Genomic DNA, 23,549 nt, shown 5'->3' with positions numbered 1-23,549 from the left:
TAAAGTTTAAAATTATATCACTTTTGATTAAAAAGTGTTGTTTTAAACAGTAAAACTCAAAAAATCAGTACATTTGCACCGGTTTTTTATTAAAATCACAACATATTTGTTTAACTTAAAAAAGTATAGCATGCAACTGTACAACAAGTTAAGCGCCGAAGAACGCGCTAAATTAATAGACGATGCGGGTAAAGACCGTATTACCATTTCATTCTATCAATACCACAAGATAGAAAATCCAACTTTATTTAGAAATAAATTATTCCTTGAGTGGAATGAGCTAGATGTTTTAGGAAGAACGTATGTTTCTTACGAAGGAATCAATGCTCAAATATCTGTACCATCTGAAAACTTTTTAGCTTTAAAAGATCAATTAGACAGTATTTCTTTTTTAAAAGGAATTCGTTTAAATGTGGCCATTGAACACGACAACAAATCCTTTTTAAAACTAAAAGTAAAAGTTCGTAACAAGATTGTTGCTGACGGATTGAATGACGATACTTTTGATGTTACTGATAAAGGAGTGCACCTAAATGCAAAAGAGTTTAATGAAATGCTAGCAAACCCTAATACTGTTTGTGTAGATATGCGTAACCATTACGAAAGTGAAATTGGGCATTTCGATGGGGCTATAACTCCAGATGTTGATACGTTTAGAGATTCTTTAGATCTTATTGAAGAAGATTTAAAAGACCATAAAGAAGACAAAAACTTATTAATGTATTGTACAGGTGGTATTCGATGTGAAAAAGCATCTGCTTACTATAAACATAAAGGTTTTAAAAATGTTTTTCAGCTTGAAGGAGGAATTATTGAATATACACGTCAAGTAAAATCAGAAGGCTTAGAAAACAAATTTTTAGGAAAGAATTTTGTTTTTGACCATAGAAGAGCTGAAAAGATTTCTGATGATGTAATTGCTAATTGCCACCAATGCGGAAAACCTTGCGATACACATACTAACTGTGCTAACGAAGGTTGTCACTTACTATTTATTCAGTGTGATGAATGTGCTGAAAAAATGGAAAACACATGTTCTCCTGAATGTCAAGAAATCATTCATTTACCTTACGAAGAACAAAAAGAATTGCGTAAAGGAAAACACGCAAGTAATAAAATATTTAAAAAAGGACGTTCAGAAGCTTTAAAATTTAAAAAGTAATGCAAAAGATTGAGTTAATGGCTCCTGCTGGTAATTTTGAATCGTTACAAGCAGCTTTAGATAATGGATGTGATTCTATATACTTTGGTGTTGAGCAATTAAATATGCGTGCTCGAGCATCTATCAATTTTACCTTAGATGATTTAGAAGAAATCTCACGCAGATGTTCTGAAAAAAATGTTCGTACATATTTAACATTGAATACTATTGTATACGACCATGATTTATCTATCGTAAAAACCTTAATCAAAAGAGCTAAAGAAGCTAATATTACCGCAGTAATTGCAATGGATCAAGCTGTAATTGCAATGGCTAGAGCAGAAGGTATGGAAGTTCACATTTCTACTCAAATTAATATTACCAACATCGAAACAGTTAAGTTTTATGCAATGTTTGCTGATACTGTGGTGTTGAGTAGAGAATTGAGTTTACGTCAGGTAAAAAAGATTACTGAACAAATTGAAAAAGAAGAAATTAAAGGTCCTTCTGGTCGTTTGTTAGAAATTGAAATTTTTGGTCACGGAGCACTATGTATGGCAGTTTCTGGTAAATGTTATATGAGTTTACATTCACACAACTCATCAGCAAACAGAGGAGCTTGCAAACAAAATTGTCGTAAAAAATATACGGTAATTGATCAAGAATCTGGTTTTGAAATGGAATTAGACAATGAGTATATCATGTCTCCAAAAGATTTATGTACTATTGATTTCTTAGACCAAGTGGCTGATGCTGGTATTAAAGTATTGAAGATTGAAGGTCGTGGTCGTGCACCTGAATATGTAGCTAAAGTAATTAAATGTTACCGTGATGCTATTGATAGTTTATATGAAGGGACCTACGATAAAGAGAAGGTGATTAGTTGGATGCAAGAACTAGAAAAAGTATACAATCGTGGTTTTTGGAATGGATATTATTTAGGACAAAAGTTAGGTGAGTGGAGTAAAGAACCTGGTTCACATGCTACTCAAAAGAAAGTATATTTAGGAAAAGGAATGCATTATTTTCCTAAAGCTGAAATTGGTGAATTTAAAATTGAAGCGTACGATTTAGCTGTAGGCGATACCCTTTTAATTACAGGACCAACAACGGGCGCTCAAGAAATGGAATTAAAAAGTATGTTTGTGAACGACAAAGAAGCACAAACCGCTACCAAAGGTGATGAAGTTACGATGAAATTAGATTTCAGAATTCGTCCTTCAGACAAATTATACAAAATTGTAAAAACTGAATTTGCTAAAAACTAATGGTTGTAATTACCTTACAAAGAAACAAATGTATTGGTTGTAATTATTGTGTTGAGTTAGCTCCGGCACAATTTCAAATGTCGAAAAAAGACGGAAAATCAGTTTTACTGCATTCAACTGAGAAAAAGGGTTTCTTTACCATAAAATCTCACGACGACAGTATTTTTGAAGCCTCTCATGAAGCTAAAAAGGCATGCCCTGTTAAAATAATTGAAGTAAAACAAGTATAGTTTTAGAGAAAAGACCGCTTCGCTGTTAGAAAAAAGAATCAAGACTAACAAAAGCTCTCTTACGAGGGCTTTTGTTATTTTTACAGAATGGAATTACAACCTCCTTTTCGTAAAATTATTCACGTAGATATGGATGCCTTTTATGCATCAGTAGAGCAATTGGATAATCCTGAATTAAAAGGAAAACCTGTTGCAGTTGGGGGGAGTGAAATACGTGGTGTCGTTTCGGCGGCAAGCTATGAAGCTAGAAAGTTTGGGGTTCGTTCTGCTATGAGTGGTGTTTTAGCTAAACAAAAATGTCCGCATATTATTTTTGTTCCTCCAAGGTTTGATCGCTACAAAGAAATTTCTTCAAAAATTAGAAAAATATTTTATGATTACACTGATTTGGTTGAGCCTTTATCATTAGATGAGGCTTATTTAGATGTTACTGAAAACAAAAAAGGAAATCCTTCTGCAAGCATGGTTGCTCAGGAAATTCGTCAGCGAATATGGGAGGAATTGGAGTTACGAGCTTCTGCAGGGATATCAATCAACAAATTTATAGCAAAAGTAGCTTCTGACATTAACAAGCCTAACGGACAAAAAACTATCAATCCAGAAGAGGTTATAGAATTTTTAGAACAACTTCCTGTAAATAAATTTTATGGAGTAGGTAAAGTCACTGCTGCTAAAATGCACAACTTAGGCATATTTACTGGGTTAGATTTAAAACAGAAATCATTAGAAGAACTCAGTAAATTATTTGGGAAATCGGGGTTGCATTATTACAACATTGTTCGAGGCATTCATAATTCGGAAGTGAAGCCAAATCGCGTTAGAAAATCTATTGCTGCTGAAACAACTTTTAGAGAAAATTTATCTTCTGAAGTTTTTATGTTGGAACGACTTGATAAAATTGCGGATGAATTGGAACGTCGAATGAAAAAGTCGAACACAAAAGGAAAAACGGTAACTCTCAAAATCAAATACAGCGATTTTACGCAACAAACTCGTAGTAAAACCACCAACCACTACTTACAACTAAAAAAAGAGTTCTATCCTATCGTAAAAGAGTTATTATATCAAGATACCCTTAACAACTCTGTCCGTTTACTAGGTATTTCTTTTAGCAATTTAAATACAGAAAAAAAAGAACCCGTTTGGGTTCAGTTACGATTTGATTTTTAAATTATAGGTATTTTTAAAGTAACTTTAGTTCCACTTGTATTCCCTTTTTCGTCAATTAAGTCTGAATAATCTAATGAAAAATTGTTTTTATATTCATTGGCAAAGTTTCGCAATCTTTCTTTGGTCAAATCAATTCCTATCGACCTTCTATTGAGCGATTTATTTTTTCTAATTTTCATAGCTGCATCTCTTCCAATCCCATTATCAATAATATCAATTTGAATGAATTCATCAGATATTTTATTTACAGACAAAATTACCTCCTTCTCACCTTTTTTAGATGATAAACCATGCCATATAGAGTTTTCTAAAAAAGGTTGTAATATTAATGGAGGAACTTTTATCCTTTCTATATTTACATTTGGGTCTACTTTTTCTATATAAGTTACTTCGTTAGATAATCTTATATTCTCTATACTCATATATAAACTCATTGTTTTAAGTTCTTCACTCAAGGTTACTTCTTTTACTGATGAAGACTCTAAAATACTCCGAATTAATTTTGAGAATTTATTTAAATAATAAACTGCATTTTTCTGCTCATTATTTATTACATACAACTTAATTGAGTTTAATGCATTAAATACAAAATGAGGATTCATTTGAATTCTCAAAGCCTCCTGTTCTAGCATTAATATTTTCTTATCATTATTAAGTAAACGGTGCCTATACATAGAATATAATAGCACTCCTAACATTGCTATAGAAACTAAGGTTATAATTAAAACGTTTCTATTTCGAAGTAGTTTTAATTTAGCGATTTCATTTTCTTTTGCTAAACTTTTTATTTTGTTTCTGCTTACCTCATTATCATATTTATTAATAAGGTTATTTACATATGAAATATTTTTATCGTTAAATGTTTTACGTTCACCTTCTATTGCTTTTTTATAAAAATCATATGCATTTTTAAAGTCTCCTTTTTCTTCATAAAATTCTGATAAATATAACTTAGACTTGTTTATCCCTGAAGGAATTTCATGTTTTTTCGCAATTGCTAATGCTTTTTCGAGGTTTATCTTTGCCTTATCTAAACTATCCAATTTTAATTGAATATATCCTAAAGTTGCAAATACCTCTGATATATAATACTGATTCCCTATTTTTTCTGAAAGAGGTACTACTTCATTTATATATTTATAAGCTTCATTATATTTTCCTTGTAATAATAAAACATTACTAATACTAGTATGACAAATAACCTTTCCTATACTTGAATTATTTTGAATATTATATTCTAACGATTTATTGTAGTGCTCTAATGCTGCATCAATTTCTCCTAAGTTTTGAAAAGCAAGTCCTATATTCTGATGATTTATTGCTAGCCCTCGTTTATCTCCTGTTCTACTTTGTATTAAAATTGATTTTTTAAATTTTTCTAATGCTAATTGATATTGTTTTAAAGCTAAGTAAATATTACCAATACTATTGTTTGAAATACTTATACTTATCTTGGTATCTATATCTGGTCTCTCTATTTTATCAGCTAGCTCTAACGCCATTTGATGATAATTTAAAGCACTTCTAACCTTGTCTTGGCGTCTGTAAACTACCCCTATTTGATTGAGAGTAACAATCTCAGCATTTACATCATTCATTTCTCTTGCTAGCTCTAAAGCCTTTAAATGATTTTCTATAGACTTATCAAAAAAAGAGTTATTTCTATAACTTCTTCCTAATAAATTGTATGCATAAACCTCACCAAGTTTGTATTCGTTTTTTTTACTTTCTTCTAAAAGCAAGTCTATTTCTTCTCTGTCAAACCTTCCTTTTTCAAAAAAACGATACAGCTCGTAATAATTATCTATCTTTTTATTTACTGCTAACTGAATAAGACTATCCTTACTTTCTCGATGGTTTTGAGCATAACTAGAAAATAGTATAAAAAAAAGAAAAGGGATTATTACTAACTGTTTCATTTAAAACTAAAATTTTTCCAAGAAATCAGATTTTCTTTGACGAGATACCGGAATTTTATGGTTGTTCTCTAACACAACATATCCGTCTGACTTTAAAAATTCTTTGATTTTATTTAAGTTAATAATGTATGAATTGTGTATTCTAAAAAAATGATCTTCAGGTAATAATGAATTAATTTCTTTTAGCTTTTTTGTTACTACAATTTTTTTATTTCCAGAAGTATGTATTGTTGAATAATTCCCGTCAGATTCTACAAACAAAATTTCATCTTCAGATAAAAAAACTAATTTCCCATCTGTATTTATTGTTATTTTTCTTCTGTTGAATTTTTTATTGAAGCTAGATAATATTTTTTCAACCTTCTCTGTATTATTATACTTCTTATGATGAAGTTTAATTCTACCTATAGTTTCTTCTAAATCATCAGAATCAATTGGTTTTAAAAGATAGTCTATAGCTTGATTTTTTAATGCCTTAATAGCATACTCATTATAAGCTGTAGTAATTATAATTGCAAAATCTTTATTATCTAACTTTTCCAGTAATTGAAAACCATCCATCGTAGGCATTTCTATATCTAAAAAAAGACAATCAATATCGTTTTCGTTAATATACTTAATTGCCTTTTCTGCCTCAGTAAATGTTTCGATAACTTCAATATCTTCATTAAAATTTGATAATTCCCATGAAAGGCCCTGTATCGCTTTTGGTTCATCATCAACTATTACTGCTCTTAACATTGTATGTAGATTTGTACCAAATGTAACAGATAATATCTTAAAAATAAAATCTATAGGTCATGATTTAAACAAAAGCATAACCAAACGTTTACAGATCCATAAAATAATTACCATTTACACAAAAAAAACAACCATTTATACATCTACCCTCATAAAACTGCTTTTTTACGCTGATATTTGTAGCGTAATACACAAGGGGAATCATATTGATAAATTGGGGGATTAATCAATAATGATATTAAGTTATGAAACACCGCTTAAAAAGCGGTGTTTTTTTTGTATAAATTTTAATGTTTGGTTTATATACAAAAAAAGCTCAACTAAAAATAGTTGAGCTTTTATCTTATCTAATCAGTTAATTTCTTAAGCCTCAAATGGAGTTACAGAAACGTATGATTTGTTATCTCTTTTCTTTTGGAATTTTACAACACCATCAACTTTAGCATGTAAAGTGTGATCTTTACCCATGTAAACATTTTCACCTGGATTGTGTTGAGTTCCTCTTTGACGAACAATTATATTACCTGCAATAGCAGCTTGTCCTCCAAAAATCTTTACTCCTAATCGTTTCGATTCCGATTCACGACCGTTCTTCGAACTACCGACACCTTTCTTATGAGCCATCTTTGTAAGTTTTTAAAGTTAATTATTTACTTAATGCTTCAATTAATTCTGCTTTCTTTAAAGAAGTGTATCCTGAAATACCTTGTTCTTTAGCTAAAGCTTTTAATTCTGCAACAGTCATAGAACTTAAATCGTTAGATTCAGTCTTTGCTTCTGCTTTAGGAGCTTCTTTTTTAGCAGCTGCCTTAACACCAGAAGTAGCAATTCCTTCAATTTGGATTTCAGTTAAATACTGTCTGTGTCCATTTTTCTTCTTGTAACCTTTTCTTCTTTTCTTTTTGAAAACGATTACTTTATCACCTTTTAAGTGACCTAAAATCTTTGCAGTTACTCCTGCACCTTCTATAGCTGGGGCGCCAATTGTAACGTTTCCGTTATCTTCAACAAGCATTACTTTATCAAAAGTTACTTTTGATCCTTCTGCCTCTTGTAAACGGTGTACGTATACTTTTTGGTCTTTAGCTACTTTAAACTGTTGCCCTGCTATCTCTACGATTGCGTACATACTATTTGTTTTGCGTTTATACTTTTATTCACACTTTCTTGTTGAAAATGCGGGTGCAAATATACGTTTTTTACTTCAAGAAACAATCTATTCATCAGAAAATTACTCTCTTAACATTTTTTTTCTCATTTCTATACCCAATTCTGTAACAAAACAAATAACTTAACGTCACATATGCTAATTAAAACAATCCAAAATTAAATTTCAATCAATGAGAAAAAGAGTTATCACTCTAGCTTCGGCTTTATTAGTAGGGCTTTCTGCTAATGCACAAAAAGTTGAGTTTGAAGAGTACAATTTAAACAATGGAATGCACGTTATTTTGCATCAAGACAATTCTGCTCCAGTAGTAACAACCTCTGTCATGTACCATGTAGGTGCCAAAGATGAGCAACCAAATAGAACGGGAATGGCTCACTTTTTTGAGCATTTGTTATTTGAAGGTACCAAAAACATTAAAAAAGGTGAATGGTTTAAAATAGTTTCTTCTAATGGAGGAACCAATAATGCTAACACCACCGATGATAGAACCTATTATTATGAAGTTTTTCCATCTAATAATTTAGAACTAGGCTTATGGATGGAGTCTGAACGTTTATTGCATCCTATTATTGGTCAAGAAGGTGTAGACACTCAAAATGAAGTTGTAAAGGAAGAAAAGCGTTTACGAGTAGACAACCAACCTTACTCTCGTTTTTTAGAGAATGTTAAGAAAAACATGTTTAAAAAACACCCTTACAAAGGAACTACCATAGGTAAAATGGAACATTTAGATGCCGCTACTTTAGAAGAGTTTTTAGCATTTAACAAAAAATACTACGTTCCTAACAATGCTACTTTGGTTGTTGCTGGAGATTTTGAAGTTAAAGAAGCAAAACGTCTTATAAAATCTTACTTTGAGCCAATTCCTCGTGGTAAAGATATTGTTAGAAGTTTTCCTAAAGAAGACCCAATAACTAAAGAATTCTTTGCAAAAGCTTACGACCCAAATATTCAAATACCAGCGATTATGGCTGCTTATAGAACTCCTTCTATGAAAACTAGAGACGCTCGCGTGTTAGATATGATTTCTACTTATTTAAGTGGTGGTAAAAGCTCTGTTCTTTATAAAAAACTAGTTGACACTAAAAAAATGGCTTTACAGGCTGGTGCAATAAACTTAAGTCAAGAAGATTACGGTACCTACATTTTATTTGCACTACCTTTAGGAGACAATTCTTTGCAAAGCTTAGTAAAAGAAATTGATGAAGAAGTGGTTAAGCTTCAAACAAATTTAATTTCAGAAAAAAATTATCAAAAATTACAAAATAAGTTTGAAAATAATTTTGTGAATGCTAACTCAAGCGTTGAAGGTATTGCTAATTCATTAGCTCGCTATAATGTATTATATGGTGATACTAACTTAATAAATACTGAGATTGATATTTACAGATCAATTACTCGTGAAGAAATTAGAGAGGTAGCTAAAAAATACCTAAACACTAACCAACGTTTGGTTATGGAATATTTACCAGAATCAAAAAAATAATTCAGTTTTAAGACATTCAATATGAAAAAAATAATAATAGCAGTATTAGCAGTTGTAAGCATGTCTTTTACTGTAAATGCTCAAATAGACAGAAGTGTACAACCGAAACCAGGACCAGCTCCTCAAATTAAATTAGGAAAAGCCGAAAAATTCAAGTTAAGCAATGGGCTACAGGTAATTATGGTTGAAAATCATAAACTACCAAGAGTTTCTGCTTCATTAACAATTGATAATCCTATATATTTAGAAGGTGATAAAACAGGTGTTTCTCAAGTTATGGGAGACATGTTAGGTAACGGTACAACCAATTTACCTAAAGATGAATTTAACGAAAGAGTTGATTTTCTTGGAGCTAATGTTTCGTTTAGAAGTAATGGTGCATCAGTAAGGTCATTAACGAAATATTTTGAAGAAGTTTTAGGCTTAATGGCTGATGGTGTTAAAAACCCTAAGTTTACACAAGAAGAATTCGATAAAGTAATTGAACGTACTTTAGAGGGAATTAAATCGAGTGAAAAAAGTGTAGAAGCTGTTGCTAGTAGAGTTGAAAATGCTTTAGTGTATGGTAAGAATCACCCATACGGTGAATTTATTACTAAAGAAAGTATTAAAAACATTGCACTACAAGATGTTAAAAACAATTACAATACTTATTACAAACCAAACAACTCATATCTTGTAATAGTTGGAGATATTAACCCTTCAGAAACAAAAACATTAGTTAAAAATTTATTCAACGACTGGAAAAAAGGAGCTATCCCTCCTGTTAGTTACAACGTACCAACTAATGTAAACACCACTGAAATAAACTTTATCAACATGCCAAATGCAGTACAATCTCAAGTAGCTGTAATTAATATTGTTGATTTAACGTTAGGTGATAAAGATTATTACGCAGCTTTATTAGCAAATAATATTTTAGGAGGTGGCGGTACTGCTCGTTTATTTATGAATTTACGTGAAGATAAAGGATATACTTACGGAGCGTATTCAAGCATTTCTCAAAATAAAAATAAAAGCGCAGGTATTTTTAGAGCAGGTGCAGCTGTAAGAAACATGGTTACTGATAGTGCTGTGGTAGAAATTCAAAAAGAAATTAATAAAATTCGTTACCAAAAAGTAACTCCAGAAGAATTAAAAAACTCTAAAGCAGAGTATATTGGAAACTTTGTGCGTAACGTTCAAAAACCATCTGTAGCAGCTAATTTTGCGTTGAACATTGCTCGTTATAACTTACCTAGTAATTTTTATGAAAAATATTTAGAAAATATTAATTCTGTTACTTTAGATGACATTCAAAATGCAGCAATTAAATATTTTAGAGGAGATAAAGCTCGTGTAATTATTACAGGTAAAGGAATTGATGTTTTAAAAAACCTAGAAAAAACATCAGAGTATAAGATCAATTATTTTGACGCGTATGCTAATCCTACCGAAAAACCAGCAATGAGCTTACCTATCCCAAAAGGCGTTACGGCTTCTAGTGTTATAGACGATTATTTAAAAGCAGTTGGTGGAAAAGATAAAATAGCTAACGTAAACTCTTTAGTAACTTCTTCTGAAGCTAAAATTCAAGGAATGCAATTAAGTTTAGTACAAAAAAACGCAACTCCTAACAAATCTTCTGTAACTGTTTCTATGATGGGGAATGTGATGCAAAAAATAGTTTTTGATGGAACTAAAGGATATCAAGAAGTTAATGGTCAGAAAAAAGAAATGGCAAAAGATGAGTTAGAAGAAATAAAAAATACTGCTGCTCCATTTGCTGATAAAAATTATAAAACTGGTAGTTTAGACAGAATTGAACCTATTGACGGAAACAATGCTTATGTAATTAAACATGGTAAAAAAGAAGTTTTTTATGATGTAAAATCAGGTTTAAAAGTTAAAGAAGTAAAAACTGCTCAAGGACCACAAGGAGAAGTAAAAATACCTATGGTATTTTCAGATTACAAAGAGGTTAATGGAATTAAATTCCCTCATAAAATCATTCAAAAAAATGGTCCAATGACTTTAGAGTTTATTGTAAAAGAAATCAAAATTAACGAAGGAGTTTCTGACGCTGATTTCGAATAATAATTAAACTTTTAAAAAAAGATAAAAGAGTCAAAACATAAAGTTTTGGCTCTTTTTGTATTGAAAACAACTACTTCGCCTTATTCACCAACCAAACACCTAATAAAATTATTCCGCCAGCAAAGAATTGTATAAAACTCAATTTCTCACCATCAATAACTCCCCACATAACCGCTACAACAGGTATCACATAAGTTACAGAAGAAGAAAACACAGGCGAAGAAATATGTATTAATTTATTAAATAACACCTTAGCTATTCCTGTTCCAAAAATGGCTAAAACAGCTACATAACCTAAGGCATTAGTTGTTGTTGTCGTTACTTCAAACGTTGAGAAAAAACCAGAAAAAACCAACACTAATAACGCAGGAATCGATAATAATATAAAATGTCCTGTAGTAATTGCTAAAGCGTCTAAATCTGATAAATATTTCTTAATCATATTTACGTTAAAAGCATACCCTATCGAAGCTATAATTACCAACAAAGCGTACCAATAATTCTGATTCGGGTTTAATTCTGCTCCTTTTAAAATCAAAACCAAGGTACCTATTAATCCAACTAAAATCCCAATAAGTTGTTTCTTTTTAAAAGCAAAACCAAACACCAATGCTCCAAATACAAAGGTGTTAAAAGGTGTTAAGGAGTTTAAAATAGCTGCGATAGAACTATCAATTCCGTTAATAGCAAAAGCAAACAAAAACACCGGAAAAAAAGTTCCTAAAGCTGCAGTTATAGCAATATACTTCCAATGCCTTTTTTCAATTTTTCGTATACTTCTAAACCCTATTAACAATAAAAAAACTGCTGAAATTATCATTCGTAAAGCTCCTACTTGCACGGGCGTTAAACCAATCAGAGCCTTTTTCATCAAAATAAAAGAACTTCCCCAAACCAGCGAAAGCACAATTAAAAACAACCATTTTTGCTGTTGCTTATTCATTATCAAGTATTTTAGTAACAAAAGTCGTTTATTTATGTTTTAAATTTTGATTTTATTAATAAATTTGCTGAATAATCCAATAAATAAAAATGATGAAATTTTTAAAAATATTTTTTGTTGCTGCTTTTGTAAGTTTAGCAATGATTGCTTGTAAAAGTGAAGCTAAAAAAGAAGAAGCTCAAGAACAAAAAACTGAAACCTTAGCTGAAGCTAATCCACAAGAACTTTCATTAAACATTTCAGGAATGACTTGTGAAATAGGTTGTGCTAGAAAAATATCTTCTGACTTAAGTAAGAAAGAAGGTGTTTTAGAAGCAAACGTTGTTTTTAACGACAGTATTGCAACTATAAAGTATGATGCAAACAAAACAAACAAAGCAGATTTAATTGCTTTTGTTGAAGGAATTGGTAGCGGTGATATGTATAAAGCTTCTGAAACTACTAAAAAAGCTGATGAGAAATCTTGTGATGCTGATTGTAAAAAAGAATGCTGTACAAAAACGGAAGCTGAAAAAAAAGCTTGTAAAGAAGATTGTACTATGGCATGTTGTGCTGAAACAAAAAAAGCATAATTGTTAATTCAAACAATATTGAAAGCTCCTAAATTAGGAGCTTTTTTTATGCCTTTTAAGTATCTTTGCTAAAATTTTTCGTAACATGAAGAAACATTTCCCTCTCATTGTAAAAATCTCGTTAATTGCTGTATATGTTATTTTTTTAGCTGGTTCTGTTGTTCGTATGACAGGTTCAGGAATGGGTTGTCCTGATTGGCCAAAGTGTTTCGGATATTACATTCCGCCAACTTCTGAAGAAGAAATCACTTGGCAACCTAATTACGAGTATAAAAAAGGAATGATTATCGTAAAAGACGAAGCTTTGTTTGTTGCTGGTCATAATATTAAAACCACTGATGAATTTAATGCTAACAACTGGGAAAAGTACACTAAACACGATTACGCTAAGTTTAATAAATTTCATACTTGGACAGAGTATATTAACCGATTAAGTTCTGCTTTAGCTGGAATTCCGTTTTTGTTTTTAATTTTTGTTTCGGTTAAATTTTGGAAAGAGAATAAGCAAATCACCCTTTTATCATTCGGAGCTTTCTTTTTAATGCTGTTTGAAGCATGGCTTGGTAAAACCGTTGTAGACTCTAACTTAAAACCTACAATAATCACCATTCACATGGTTGGTGGTTTGGTAATTATTGCCTTACTGTTATGGCTCCTTTATATTGTTTCTGATCGTAAAAAAGTATCTTACAAATACAACTCTTTGTTTAGTAAACTAGTTATTATTTCAGCTGTATTTTCTTTAATTCAAATTGCTTTAGGAACACAAGTACGTCAATTTATTGATGAACAAGTAAAACTACACGGATTTGAAAACAAGCACTATAGTTTGATGGATCCTAACCTTAAATTTTACATTCATCGCTCGTTTACCATCGCAATTGTATTGGTTAACCTTGGATTATTTTATTTAAATCAAGTAAAAAATTTAGGCTATAAACTGGTAAACTGGATTGTATTCTTAATCTTTTTAGAAACAATTACGGGTATTTTAATGTATTATGCGGACTTCCCATTAGGAACCCAAGCTGTACACTTATTATCAGGTGCTGTTTTGTTCGGATTGCAGTTTTATTTATGGTTGCAATCAAGAAATAAAAAATAAATAACTTAATAATATTAATCCTTCCACTCCAAGGTTTCCATCATATGAATCATATCTTTTTTAATGTATTCAACTGCTGGTAAAATAGAATCGTAATTTGGTTTGGTATAAAAGAATAAAGACCCTTTTAAAAAGTGTTTAGAGCTATCGGTTGCATGAAATTGCACTTGTGAAGCTGCATTTCCTAAAATTTGATACAAACTCCCGTAAACTTTTGTATTAGGGTTTACATATTCCACTGGTGCGGTAATTTGATCTGCTTTAATGGCATGTTCAAACACTAGTTTTTCCGACTCCATTAACAACTCTCTTAAATTTCCTTCGATAGGACGATAAGTAATATCTACCGATGCTTTTAACGTTGGATATTCAATTTTTATCCAGTTTTTTGGTAAGCTTTTAGATTGAGTTATTTGAGTTGTTTCAAACGAATATGGTTTTTGAAACGGCATTCTACTATACATTTTACTAGGATACTCTAAACTTAAATATGCTTTAGGTTTAGGTAAGGTTTCTTCATTACAACTTATCAAAAATATTGCTGATGCCAGCAAAAAGAATTTACGCATTTCGGGTAACTTTTATTTGTTTTATACGTTTTTTAGCCAACGCTTCAATAGTAAACGTATAATTACTGAAGTTTATTTTTTCGCCTTTTTTAGGAAACTTTCCTGAAACTTCTAAAATAAAGCCAGCTAAGGTTTCACTTTCTCCTTTAGCCTCTTCAAACTTTTCTTCATCTTCATCATCTAAGACGCGGCAAAAATCTTTGATGGTTATTTTTCCTTCAAAAATATAATTATTTTCATCAAGTTTCGAATAGATCAAATCTTCATCATCAAATTCATCATTAATATCACCTACTATTTCCTCAATAACATCTTCTAAGGTTACAATTCCACTTGTTCCACCATATTCATCAACTACAATAGCAAGGTGTTTTTTCTTTTCTTGAAACTCAATTAATAAATCGTCTAACTTTTTGTTTTCAGGTACAAAAAACGCTTCTCTTAATAGGTTTTGCCATTTAAAAGTCTTCTTATTCAAATGTTCCAATAAATCTTTTGCATACAACACACCAACAATGGTATCCATATTTTCGCGATATACAGGGTTTCTTGAATAACCATTCTTTAAAATCATTTGTAACACCTCTTCATAACTTGCATCTTCTGAAATAGCACAAACATCGGTTCGAGGCTTCATAATCTGCACTGTTTCGGTATTTCCAAAACTTACAATTCCCTCTAAAATTTTTTGTTCTTCTTTGGTTGTAGCATCATCTGACGTTAACTCTAACGCTTGCGATAAACGCTCAACCGAAAGATTGTTGTTTTTGTTTCCTAATCTATTTTCAATAATACTAGTTAACTTAATAAGTGGAGAACTTAACGGAGTTAACAAAGTGTTTAAAACCTGAATTGGTTTTGCCATCATTTCAGCAAACTGTAATGATTTTCTGCTTGCATATACTTTTGGTAATACTTCTCCAAACAACAAAATTAAAAAGGTAATCAGTACAATTTCAATCAAAAAAAGTACAGAAACATTGAAAAAATAAAAATCTAGTTCATAATCTAAACCTGTAAACAATACCTTACCAATGTTTGCAAACAACAACACAATAAGAATATTAATAAAGTTATTGGTAATTAAAATTGTACCTAATAATTTTTTGGGGTCATCTAATAGTTTTACTACTGTATTTTTTTCTTTCGAGTTTGATGACAACTCATCTAACTCAGTTTGAGAGATTGAAAAAAATGCTACTTCAGTTCCTGAAACTAGTGCAGAGCAAATTAACAAAAGCAGTAACAGCAAAAAGTTAACGGTTGTTAACCAATCAAAACTTGATAATAATAAAAATAAAGGTTCGGGTTCTGGATCCAATTTTTAAAATTTAATTATACTAAAATGGTAAATCGTCATCTTCTTCTGGCGCTACACTTGGTGGTGTAGGGTTTCCTTGCATTGGTTGTGCACTTGGTTGCGGACTATTTGGGTCTTTTTTAGTAGATAAAAACGTCATGTCTTGCACATGAATTTCAGTAGCGTATCGTTTTTGACCGTCTACTTCATACTGACGTGTTTTTATACGACCTTCGCAATACACACGATCTCCTTTGGTTAAATATTTTTCGCAAATTTCAGCCAATTTATTACGCACTACAATATTATGCCATTCAACATTGGTTACTTTTTCTCCAGTTTGGCGGTTAGTATAAGTCTCATTAGTAGCTAATGGAAAACGTCCTATCGAGTTTCCTCCTTCAAAATAGTGCATTTTAACCTCATCACCTAAATGTCCTATTAAAATAACCTTATTAATTGTTCCTGCCATAGCATTATAATTTAGTGTAAAATCAAATATACAAAAATTAGGAGTCCTCGTTTAAATATTCCTCCAAAAACTTATCTATCAACACTGGCACAGGTTGCTCTTTTACTTTTGACCAACTCATTGTATTCTCACTAACATTTGTAGTTTTTACTACCCAAAACTTGGTAACTAAATGCTGATGCGACAATTTATGAATAATCTCTTCTTTGTTAAACAATGAAATTGTAGTTTCTTCAGGAAACAGCTTTATAAACTGCTCGTGTTGAATTAGTTCATTTTCGTCAATTTCATTTTTGGCTTCCAAAAGAGGGAACTGATACAACCCTTGCCAGATTCCTTTTCCTGTTCGCTCTTCTAAAACCGTCTGATTATCATTAGTAACTGGCACTAAATAATTAAAATATCGTTTTTTAATTTTAATTTTCTTTTCCTTTACAGGAAGTTCTTTGGTACTATTTTTTACCAACGCCACACAACTATTAGCTATCGGACACTCACTACACAACGGATTTTGAGGTTTACAATGTAAAGCACCAAAATCCATAATAGCTTGATTATACACTCCTGGTTGTGATGCATCAATTACTGTTTGGGCTAACTCTTTAAACTCTTTTATTCCTTTTGTAGAATTAATAGGTGTAGCAATTCCAAAATAGCGAGACAGTACTCTATACACATTACCATCAACCACAGCAACTGGTTCATCATAACAAATGGAAGCAATTGCTGAAGCGGTATAATCACCTACTCCTTTTAATTGTAATAATTCTTTATACGATTTAGGAAATATTCCTCCCAATTCTTCTGCAACATATTTAGCTGTAAAATGTAAGTTTCTAGCTCTTGAATAATACCCCAAACCTTGCCATAATTTTAACACCTCGCTTTCTTCGGCTTTTGCTAAATCAAATACTGTTGGAAAAGCTTCTGTAAATTTTAAAAAATACGGCAAGCCTTGTACTACGCGAGTTTGTTGTAACATAATTTCACTTAACCAAACACGATACGGATCTTTTGTTTTTCTCCAAGGAAGCTCTCTTTTATTCTGTAAATACCAGTGAATTAATTGTTTAGATAAAGACATTTATGTAAATTGTGCCAGCAAAATTAACATATTTTATTTAGATATTTTTAATCTTATTTTTTTCGGAATAGATTAATTATCATATATTTGCACCCTCAATTTTTTAAGAAAACAAAACAAAATATATTTATAATGACAAAAGCAGATATCGTATCTAAAATTTCAGATAAAAGTGGAATTGAAAAAGCAGATGTTTTAGCGACTGTTGAAGCATTTATGGACGAAGTAAAAGATGCATTAGAGAGTGGAGATAATGTATATTTAAGAGGTTTCGGTAGTTTTATTATTAAAACTAGAGCAGAAAAAACTGGTAGAAACATTTCTAAAAATACTACTATTAAGATTCCTGCACACAACATACCTGCTTTTAAGCCTTCTAAGGTATTTACTGAGGGTGTAAAAACTAAAGTAGCTGTAAAATAATTAAAAAAGTATTAACCCAAAACCTTACTAACAAAGGTTTTACAAAACATTTGAACTATGCCAAGTGGTAAAAAAAGAAAGAGAGCTAAGATCTCTACACACAAAAGAAAGAAAAGAGCGAGAGCAAATCGTCATAAGAAGAAAAAGTAAGCAGTAGCTTACTTTTTCGTTGCTTTTATAAGCTACGTTCATTGACATTAAGGTTTTAACACCTTAAAATGGTATAAATTATACCTGTTTACAAATTTTAATCCGTCTTCGTAAGCAATTACGACGGCATAAAACCATATTCAGAATGAAAACAGAATTAATAATTCGTTCCAATTCTTCTGATATTGATTTCGCCTTACTAAGAGATGGTAAACTTATTGAGTTAAACAAAGAAACAAGCGACCATAATTTTTCAGTCGGTGATATTTTTCTTGCTAAAATAGGAAAAGTAATGACTGGGTTAAATGCTGCTTTTGTAAATGTTGGTTATCCTAAAGATGGTTTTTTACACTACCACGATTTAGGTCCACAAGTACAATCTTTAAACAAATTCATTAAGAAAGTAAGCACAGGTAATTACAAAGAATTCACTTTAAAAAACTTTCGTTTTGAAGAAGACATCAACAAAGACGGAAGTATTAACGATGTACTAAAATCAGGTCAAAATTTATTAGTACAAATTGTAAAAGAACCAATATCTACCAAAGGTCCGCGTATTAGTTCGGAACTTTCAATAGCAGGTAGATTTTTAGTTTTAGTTCCTTTTTCTAACCGTATATCGGTATCACAAAAAATAGCAGATCCGAAAGAAAAGGAGCGTTTAAAAAAATTAGCAAAAAGTATCAGACCAAAAGGGTTTGGACTTATTTTACGTACTGTTGCCGAAGGTAAAAAGGTAGCAGAACTTGACAAAGATTTACAAAACTCACTTGATCGTTGGAAAACAATGTGTAAACGCATTGCTAATAATAACACCCCAACCAAAATATTAAGCGAGTTAAACAGAGCATCTTCTATTCTAAGAGATGTAATGAACGATTCTTTTACAAGCATTGTAACCAACGATGAGACTTTAAAAGTTGAAATTAAAGAGTATTTACAAGAAATATATCCTGAAAAGGAAAACATTGTAAAACTTCATGCGTCTGAAGTACCTATTTTTGAAAAATATGGTATAGAACGTCAAATTAAAACATCGTTTGGTAAAACAGTTTCTATGAGTAAAGGGGCTTATTTAGTTATTGAGCATACCGAAGCTTTACACGTAATTGATGTAAATAGTGGTAACCGCTCTAATAAGTCTTTAAACCAAGAAGAAACTGCTTTAGAAGTTAATTTAATTGCTGCCAGTGAAATTGCTCGTCAATTACAATTACGAGATATGGGAGGAATTATAGTTGTTGACTTTATCGATATGAAATCTGCTGAAAACAGACAGAAATTATATCAACACTTAAAAGACGCGATGGCTTTAGATCGTACTAAACATAAAATTTTACCTCCGAGTAAATTTGGTTTAGTGCAAATTACAAGACAACGTGTACGACCTGAATTAGAGATAAAAACGCGTGAACCAAATCCAAATAAAAACGGAGAAGTAGAAGCTCCTATTGTCTTATTAGATAAAATAGAAGCTGAACTAGAACGCCTAATAAATAGTGGTAAAAATTACAAGGATATTACTTTAAACGTACATCCTTTTATAGCTGCTTATTTAACAAAAGGCGTAAATTCTATCCGTTTTAAATGGTTTGTGCAACACAAAAAGTGGATTAAAGTATTACCAAGAGATGCTTACCAATACTTACAATATAAATTCTATTTTAAAAAGAAGAAAAAAAGCAAGTAAGGCAATCTTATTATGAAATAAAAACCCGTATCAGACGATACGGGTTTTTTTATGTTTAAAACCAAAACCCTAAATTAAATAACCAATAATGTTCAGAGTGATCTGGTGACCATGAATATTTTAATTCAACAGGTCCCATAAAAGTTTCCACGCTGTACCCTAATGCATAACCTGATTTTGTGTTCTTAAATAAATCTCCATTCTCAAAAACATTTTCTTCTACACGAGCATAATTTGCAATAAACATTGCATAATGATTTTTTAAAACCTCATATCGCAGATTGAATTCTGATCTTAAGTAAGACTGGTTGTTTAAACCTCCTGTATCATACCCATACATTGGAATAAAATTATTAATATAATTTTGATTGTATCCTCCTAAATGATAGTCAAAAATTTCAAATGACTTTTTCCCTAAGGTATATCCTGCTTGTGACGTATATTGAAAGGTTAACTTGTCGTAAAAAGTAGTAGCAAACCCTATAGTTCCTCCTAATTGCGAAAATTGATGAAATGGCTCACTATTTGGCAATAGCCCGTCTAATCTACTATTTCTATCAGACCACAAAAACCATTTAAAACCTATATTAGCATAAAACCCCCTTGTTGGAAACATTTCTTTATTATAGGTGTCTAATTTTAAGTATGAATAAGCATTTATATAATTGCTTCGATCAAAAAAGTCTTCTTTTCCATCAGATGATATATTCATAGTACTTGCGTCTATGTTTTTATGCTCTGTTCCTATACCAATCGCAAATTTTTTATCAAAGGTTGTTTGAAAATACAATGAAGTTGAAAAGTCTGAATACTTTCCGTTTATAAGTCCTGTGTCATATATAAAATCACTATTGAAGGAGTTATACCTTGTACTAAAACCATAACTTGTTAAAAACCCGTTATCTACAAAATACTCTAGATTGTATCTAATTTTATCACCAATACCAACATCAACAGAGAGCTCATCATTTTGAAAAAGTAGTTTTTTATGATTGTAGTTTAACAGAACTGCCGACTTGTACAATAAATCATAATGTAAGCCAAGTCGTAAATATGACTGAATTTTTTCTTCTTTTACTGTTAACTCTAATTTTTTTCCTTGAAAAGACTTATCGAAATGATAATCAATTCTGGTAAAGTTTTTGGTAGCGGTTAACGTGTTAATTTTCTTAGATATTTCTTTGTAAGAAACACTATCTCCCTCACGCAACTGTAACTTTCCTAAAATATAGTTATTCGTGTAATTCTTATTTCCTTTAATAATGATTCTATCTACTATAAACTTTTTCTCTTTTAGCTCAACTTTAGGTATTTTTCTCTTTTGAGGCTGCATTTTTGCTATGCTATCAAAAACAACTTTATACTGCTTAGCTGCTTTTGTTCCTTCTTCTAAAATTTCTTTCTTTTCATCAAAAGATATCACGCTATAATCTATAACGTTTGGTCGTATATAAACATTTAGTAACTCAACTTGTTCATCAGATTTCTTATACATTTGAAAATTGATAATCTGTAATAATAAAGATGCTACAGAAACCAGCTCATCTCTTTTTAATAATTCTCCTTGAACACTAACCCCTATTATGATGTCAACTCCCTTTTTTTTCATAACGTCAACAGGAAAGTTATTTACAACTCCACCATCTACCAATAATTTTCCTTCTATATCTACAGGGTTTAACAAAGATGGAAAAGCCGCACTTGCTCTAAGTGCTAACGGTAACGAACCAGTTTCTAAAACTTCCTCTTCACCTGTTTCTATATTAGTACCTATACAATAAAAAGGTATTGGTAATTTAGAAAAATCACTAACCTCATCAACTGGCGCAAGTAATTCAGTTAAAAAATTTAATACATTTTGACCTTTAGACAAACCTAAAGGCAACCCTAAATTTCCTTTCTTGATAGGAAGTGATACAGCATATTTTTCACCATGGAGTTTGCTAAAAAAAGGTTTCTCTTTTCTTGGAACTTTATCTTGTAGTAAATTCATAAAGTCTGTTTCAAAAACAGCTTCTTCTATCTGATCTGCTGTATAACCAGCTGCATAAAGTCCTCCTACAATTGCCCCCATACTTGTACCTCCAATATAATCTACCTGAACACCTGCTTTTTCAAGCTCTTTTAGTATTCCAATATGAGCAATCCCTTTTGCTCCACCTCCACTAAGCACCAGACCTATCTTAGGTTGTTCTTGTGCCAACATCAATGCAGGAAACAATAATAAAATTAGTAACTTTTTCATTCTTCTTTTTTTTGATAATATTGATATATTTTTTGAGCTCTTGAGTTTCCAACAACTTCTTTCAATTCCTCTAAACTAGCAGTTTTAACACGTTTTGCTGACTTAAATTTACGCAATAAATTAGTGATTGTTTGTTTACCAATGTTAGGAATTTGTTCTAATTCTGATTGTATAGCACTTTTACTTCGTTTATTTCTATGAAAAGTAATTCCAAAGCGATGTGCTTCATTACGTAAATACTGAATTATTTTTAGTGTTTCTGATTTTTTATCTAAATACAACGGAACAGAATCTCCAGGATAATAAATTTCCTCCAAGCGTTTTGCAATACCTATAATCGCTATTTTTCCTCTTAAACCTAATGCGTCTAAACTTTTTAATGCCGAAGATAACTGTCCTTTTCCTCCATCAATAACTATTAATTGAGGCAACGGTTGTTCTTCTTCTAACAATCGTTTATATCTTCTGTATACTACTTCTTCCATCGAAGCAAAATCATCTGGTCCTTCAACAGTTTTGATGTTAAAATGTCGATAATCCTTTTTACTAGGTTTTCCATCTTTAAAAACCACACAAGCAGCTACGGGATTCGTTCCTTGAATGTTAGAATTATCAAAACATTCAATATGACGGGGTTCTTTTCCTAATCGTAAATCCTTTTGCATTTGTGCCATAATTCTTTTTACATGACGATCAGGGTCTACAATTTTTATTTGCTTAAACTGCTCTTGACGATAAAACTTCGCATTGCGTTCCGACAATTCAACAATACGTTTTTTATCTCCTAACTTAGGAACGGCAACCTTAATATCCTTACCTACATTCACCTTGAAAGGCACAAATATTTCTCTTGATAATGAATTAAAGCGTTGACGGGTTTCAATAATAAATAACTCTAAAAGTTCTTTATCAGTTTCTTCTAGTTTTTTCTTAATCTCTGTAGTATACGACTGTACAATCGAACCATTCATCACCTTAAAAAAGTTAGCATAACCATGCGATTCATCTGAAATGATAGAAAATACATCTACATTATTAATAGACGGATTCACAATCGTTGATTTTGCTTGATAATTCTGTAAAGACGCCAATTTTTCTTTAATTTTTTGTGCTTCTTCAAACCTCATATTAGCAGCAAAATCAAGCATTAACTTTTCAAATTGTTGTAAACTCTCTTTAAAGTTACCTTTTATGATATTTCGAATTGCTCTTATATCTTCTTGATAATCTTCTTCAGATTGATACCCTTCACAAGGACCTTTACAATTTCCTAAATGGTATTCTAAACAAACTTTGTATTTATCTGCATCAATCTTTTCTTGACTTAAATCGTAATTACAAGTTCTTAACGGATACAATTCTTTAATCAAATCTAACAAAGCATGTACCGTTCGCATATTGGTATAAGGACCAAAATATTCCGATCCGTCTTTAATTACTCTTCGCGTAGAAAATACCCGTGGGAACCTCTCTTTTTTAATACAAATCCACGGATATGATTTATCATCCTTTAACAGTACATTATATCTTGGTTTATATTTTTTAATCAGGTTATTTTCAAGCAATAACGCATCTGTTTCAGTATCAACCACCACATGCTCAATACGAACAATTTTTTTTACCAAAACCCGAGTTTTTCCGTTCTCATGATTTTTAGTAAAATAAGATGAAACCCGTTTTTTTAAGTTTTTAGCTTTTCCTACATAAATAATCACATCTTCTTTATCAAAATATTGATAAACTCCAGGTGAATTAGGCAGTGTTTGTATTTGAAGTTCTAGCGGTGTTGGCATA

The 23,549-nt window shown here is 31.1% G+C and carries 21 protein-coding genes; 10 read left to right on the top strand and 11 right to left on the bottom strand.

Annotated elements, in window-relative coordinates; all coding sequences use genetic code 11:
• Positions 1 to 130 precede the first annotated feature (130 nt).
• From trhO to dinB, 4 genes are all read left to right on the top strand, one after another.
• The gene (trhO, locus tag C8N26_RS03035) at positions 131 to 1,162 is read left to right on the top strand and encodes an oxygen-dependent tRNA uridine(34) hydroxylase TrhO (protein WP_028891695.1); all 1,032 of its coding nucleotides are present in this window, start codon (positions 131 to 133) and stop codon (positions 1,160 to 1,162) included.
• Entirely contained in the window at positions 1,162 to 2,409 is a 1,248-nt protein-coding gene (locus C8N26_RS03030) for a peptidase U32 family protein (protein ID WP_120185952.1), read from the top strand. Before trhO ends, C8N26_RS03030 begins: the two co-directional genes overlap by 1 nt.
• Complete coding sequence (locus C8N26_RS03025) at positions 2,409 to 2,639, top strand: ferredoxin (protein WP_047787972.1); 231 nt, start codon at positions 2,409 to 2,411, stop codon at positions 2,637 to 2,639. The genes C8N26_RS03030 and C8N26_RS03025 overlap by 1 nt, the downstream gene beginning before the upstream one ends.
• Before the next feature lie 87 nt (positions 2,640 to 2,726).
• Complete coding sequence (gene dinB / locus C8N26_RS03020; protein ID WP_120185951.1) at positions 2,727 to 3,809, top strand: DNA polymerase IV; 1,083 nt, start codon at positions 2,727 to 2,729, stop codon at positions 3,807 to 3,809.
• On the opposite strand, the gene C8N26_RS03015 is transcribed toward dinB, so the two are convergent.
• The 4 genes from C8N26_RS03015 to rplU form a co-directional block, all read right to left on the bottom strand.
• Positions 3,806 to 5,728, bottom strand: a complete 1,923-nt coding sequence (locus C8N26_RS03015) for a tetratricopeptide repeat-containing sensor histidine kinase (protein WP_120185950.1) — start codon at positions 5,726 to 5,728, stop codon at positions 3,806 to 3,808. The genes dinB and C8N26_RS03015 overlap by 4 nt on opposite strands.
• A gap of 6 nt (positions 5,729 to 5,734) precedes the next feature.
• Positions 5,735 to 6,469: a LytR/AlgR family response regulator transcription factor gene (locus C8N26_RS03010; protein WP_120185949.1), complete on the bottom strand. Its 735-nt coding sequence runs from the start codon at positions 6,467 to 6,469 to the stop codon at positions 5,735 to 5,737.
• A 363-nt stretch (positions 6,470 to 6,832) separates the two neighbouring features.
• Entirely contained in the window at positions 6,833 to 7,093 is a 261-nt protein-coding gene (gene rpmA, locus C8N26_RS03005) for a 50S ribosomal protein L27 (protein ID WP_028891690.1), read from the bottom strand.
• A gap of 22 nt (positions 7,094 to 7,115) precedes the next feature.
• Positions 7,116 to 7,598, bottom strand: a complete 483-nt coding sequence (gene rplU, locus C8N26_RS03000; protein ID WP_028891689.1) for a 50S ribosomal protein L21 — start codon at positions 7,596 to 7,598, stop codon at positions 7,116 to 7,118.
• Positions 7,599 to 7,809: 211 nt separating this feature from the next.
• Here rplU and C8N26_RS02995 point away from each other — a divergent pair, with 211 nt between their 5' ends.
• Together C8N26_RS02995 and C8N26_RS02990 are read left to right on the top strand one after the other, a co-directional pair.
• The gene (locus tag C8N26_RS02995) at positions 7,810 to 9,126 is read left to right on the top strand and encodes a M16 family metallopeptidase (protein WP_120185948.1); all 1,317 of its coding nucleotides are present in this window, start codon (positions 7,810 to 7,812) and stop codon (positions 9,124 to 9,126) included.
• A 21-nt stretch (positions 9,127 to 9,147) separates the two neighbouring features.
• Positions 9,148 to 11,202 carry an insulinase family protein gene (locus C8N26_RS02990; protein ID WP_120185947.1) on the top strand — a complete coding sequence of 685 codons (2,055 nt, stop codon included), beginning with the start codon at positions 9,148 to 9,150 and terminating at the stop codon, positions 11,200 to 11,202.
• 70 nt (positions 11,203 to 11,272) lie between these two features.
• On the opposite strand, the gene C8N26_RS02985 is transcribed toward C8N26_RS02990, so the two are convergent.
• On the bottom strand, positions 11,273 to 12,145 hold the full coding sequence (locus C8N26_RS02985) for a DMT family transporter (RefSeq protein ID WP_120185946.1): 873 nt from the start codon (positions 12,143 to 12,145) through the stop codon (positions 11,273 to 11,275).
• Positions 12,146 to 12,234: 89 nt separating this feature from the next.
• Between C8N26_RS02985 and C8N26_RS02980 the strand changes: the two genes are divergently transcribed.
• Together C8N26_RS02980 and C8N26_RS02975 are read left to right on the top strand one after the other, a co-directional pair.
• On the top strand, positions 12,235 to 12,717 hold the full coding sequence (locus C8N26_RS02980) for a cation transporter (protein WP_245962516.1): 483 nt from the start codon (positions 12,235 to 12,237) through the stop codon (positions 12,715 to 12,717).
• A gap of 85 nt (positions 12,718 to 12,802) precedes the next feature.
• On the top strand, positions 12,803 to 13,822 hold the full coding sequence (locus C8N26_RS02975; RefSeq protein WP_120185945.1) for a COX15/CtaA family protein: 1,020 nt from the start codon (positions 12,803 to 12,805) through the stop codon (positions 13,820 to 13,822).
• Between the two features lie 14 nt (positions 13,823 to 13,836).
• On the opposite strand, the gene gldD is transcribed toward C8N26_RS02975, so the two are convergent.
• Genes gldD through mutY form a run of 4 tightly spaced genes read right to left on the bottom strand, consistent with a single transcriptional unit; the run spans position 13,837 to position 17,247 of the window.
• Positions 13,837 to 14,391 carry a gliding motility lipoprotein GldD gene (gene gldD, locus C8N26_RS02970; protein ID WP_120185944.1) on the bottom strand — a complete coding sequence of 185 codons (555 nt, stop codon included), beginning with the start codon at positions 14,389 to 14,391 and terminating at the stop codon, positions 13,837 to 13,839.
• Complete coding sequence (gene gldE / locus C8N26_RS02965; RefSeq protein WP_170141622.1) at positions 14,384 to 15,712, bottom strand: gliding motility-associated protein GldE; 1,329 nt, start codon at positions 15,710 to 15,712, stop codon at positions 14,384 to 14,386. Before gldE ends, gldD begins: the two co-directional genes overlap by 8 nt.
• A 19-nt stretch (positions 15,713 to 15,731) precedes the next feature.
• Positions 15,732 to 16,163, bottom strand: a complete 432-nt coding sequence (locus tag C8N26_RS02960) for a single-stranded DNA-binding protein (protein WP_120185943.1) — start codon at positions 16,161 to 16,163, stop codon at positions 15,732 to 15,734.
• Positions 16,164 to 16,200: 37 nt separating this feature from the next.
• Positions 16,201 to 17,247 carry an A/G-specific adenine glycosylase gene (gene mutY, locus C8N26_RS02955; RefSeq protein WP_120185942.1) on the bottom strand — a complete coding sequence of 349 codons (1,047 nt, stop codon included), beginning with the start codon at positions 17,245 to 17,247 and terminating at the stop codon, positions 16,201 to 16,203.
• A gap of 132 nt (positions 17,248 to 17,379) precedes the next feature.
• Here mutY and C8N26_RS02950 point away from each other — a divergent pair, with 132 nt between their 5' ends.
• Positions 17,380 to 17,670: an HU family DNA-binding protein gene (locus C8N26_RS02950; RefSeq protein WP_120185941.1), complete on the top strand. Its 291-nt coding sequence runs from the start codon at positions 17,380 to 17,382 to the stop codon at positions 17,668 to 17,670.
• Positions 17,671 to 17,965: 295 nt separating this feature from the next.
• Positions 17,966 to 19,510, top strand: a complete 1,545-nt coding sequence (locus C8N26_RS02945) for an Rne/Rng family ribonuclease (protein WP_028891678.1) — start codon at positions 17,966 to 17,968, stop codon at positions 19,508 to 19,510.
• Positions 19,511 to 19,565: 55 nt separating this feature from the next.
• Here the strand turns inward: C8N26_RS02945 and C8N26_RS02940 are convergent, their stop codons facing one another.
• Both C8N26_RS02940 and uvrC read right to left on the bottom strand, forming a co-directional pair.
• Positions 19,566 to 21,755 (bottom strand): patatin-like phospholipase family protein, encoded by a 2,190-nt coding sequence (locus C8N26_RS02940; RefSeq protein ID WP_120185940.1) that lies wholly within the window; start codon positions 21,753 to 21,755, stop codon positions 19,566 to 19,568.
• Complete coding sequence (uvrC, locus tag C8N26_RS02935) at positions 21,752 to 23,548, bottom strand: excinuclease ABC subunit UvrC (RefSeq protein WP_120185939.1); 1,797 nt, start codon at positions 23,546 to 23,548, stop codon at positions 21,752 to 21,754. The genes C8N26_RS02940 and uvrC overlap by 4 nt, the downstream gene beginning before the upstream one ends.
• Position 23,549 lies beyond the last annotated feature (1 nt).

The sequence above is a fragment of the Tenacibaculum lutimaris genome (genome assembly GCF_003610735.1).
Lineage (GTDB): Bacteria > Bacteroidota > Bacteroidia > Flavobacteriales > Flavobacteriaceae > Polaribacter > Polaribacter lutimaris.
The sequence above is the reverse complement of the archived record's forward strand: the minus strand, read 5'-3'. Positions and strand labels throughout refer to the sequence as shown.

What these genes read in the sequence shown, in the direction of transcription:
- mutY (WP_120185942.1), bottom strand. Translation starts at nt 17,247, where the DNA reads ATGTCTTTATCTAAACAATTAATTCACTGGTATTTACAGAATAAAAGA.
- C8N26_RS02985 (WP_120185946.1), bottom strand. Translation starts at nt 12,145, where the DNA reads ATGAATAAGCAACAGCAAAAATGGTTGTTTTTAATTGTGCTTTCGCTG.
- C8N26_RS03025 (WP_047787972.1), top strand. Translation starts at nt 2,409, where the DNA reads ATGGTTGTAATTACCTTACAAAGAAACAAATGTATTGGTTGTAATTAT.
- C8N26_RS03010 (WP_120185949.1), bottom strand. Translation starts at nt 6,469, where the DNA reads ATGTTAAGAGCAGTAATAGTTGATGATGAACCAAAAGCGATACAGGGC.
- C8N26_RS02980 (WP_245962516.1), top strand. Translation starts at nt 12,235, where the DNA reads ATGATGAAATTTTTAAAAATATTTTTTGTTGCTGCTTTTGTAAGTTTA.
- C8N26_RS02960 (WP_120185943.1), bottom strand. Translation starts at nt 16,163, where the DNA reads ATGGCAGGAACAATTAATAAGGTTATTTTAATAGGACATTTAGGTGAT.
- C8N26_RS02975 (WP_120185945.1), top strand. Translation starts at nt 12,803, where the DNA reads ATGAAGAAACATTTCCCTCTCATTGTAAAAATCTCGTTAATTGCTGTA.
- uvrC (WP_120185939.1), bottom strand. Translation starts at nt 23,548, where the DNA reads ATGCCAACACCGCTAGAACTTCAAATACAAACACTGCCTAATTCACCT.
- C8N26_RS02950 (WP_120185941.1), top strand. Translation starts at nt 17,380, where the DNA reads ATGACAAAAGCAGATATCGTATCTAAAATTTCAGATAAAAGTGGAATT.
- trhO (WP_028891695.1), top strand. Translation starts at nt 131, where the DNA reads ATGCAACTGTACAACAAGTTAAGCGCCGAAGAACGCGCTAAATTAATA.
- rplU (WP_028891689.1), bottom strand. Translation starts at nt 7,598, where the DNA reads ATGTACGCAATCGTAGAGATAGCAGGGCAACAGTTTAAAGTAGCTAAA.
- gldD (WP_120185944.1), bottom strand. Translation starts at nt 14,391, where the DNA reads ATGCGTAAATTCTTTTTGCTGGCATCAGCAATATTTTTGATAAGTTGT.
- rpmA (WP_028891690.1), bottom strand. Translation starts at nt 7,093, where the DNA reads ATGGCTCATAAGAAAGGTGTCGGTAGTTCGAAGAACGGTCGTGAATCG.
- C8N26_RS03030 (WP_120185952.1), top strand. Translation starts at nt 1,162, where the DNA reads ATGCAAAAGATTGAGTTAATGGCTCCTGCTGGTAATTTTGAATCGTTA.
- dinB (WP_120185951.1), top strand. Translation starts at nt 2,727, where the DNA reads ATGGAATTACAACCTCCTTTTCGTAAAATTATTCACGTAGATATGGAT.
- C8N26_RS02990 (WP_120185947.1), top strand. Translation starts at nt 9,148, where the DNA reads ATGAAAAAAATAATAATAGCAGTATTAGCAGTTGTAAGCATGTCTTTT.
- C8N26_RS02940 (WP_120185940.1), bottom strand. Translation starts at nt 21,755, where the DNA reads ATGAAAAAGTTACTAATTTTATTATTGTTTCCTGCATTGATGTTGGCA.
- C8N26_RS02995 (WP_120185948.1), top strand. Translation starts at nt 7,810, where the DNA reads ATGAGAAAAAGAGTTATCACTCTAGCTTCGGCTTTATTAGTAGGGCTT.
- C8N26_RS02945 (WP_028891678.1), top strand. Translation starts at nt 17,966, where the DNA reads ATGAAAACAGAATTAATAATTCGTTCCAATTCTTCTGATATTGATTTC.
- C8N26_RS03015 (WP_120185950.1), bottom strand. Translation starts at nt 5,728, where the DNA reads ATGAAACAGTTAGTAATAATCCCTTTTCTTTTTTTTATACTATTTTCT.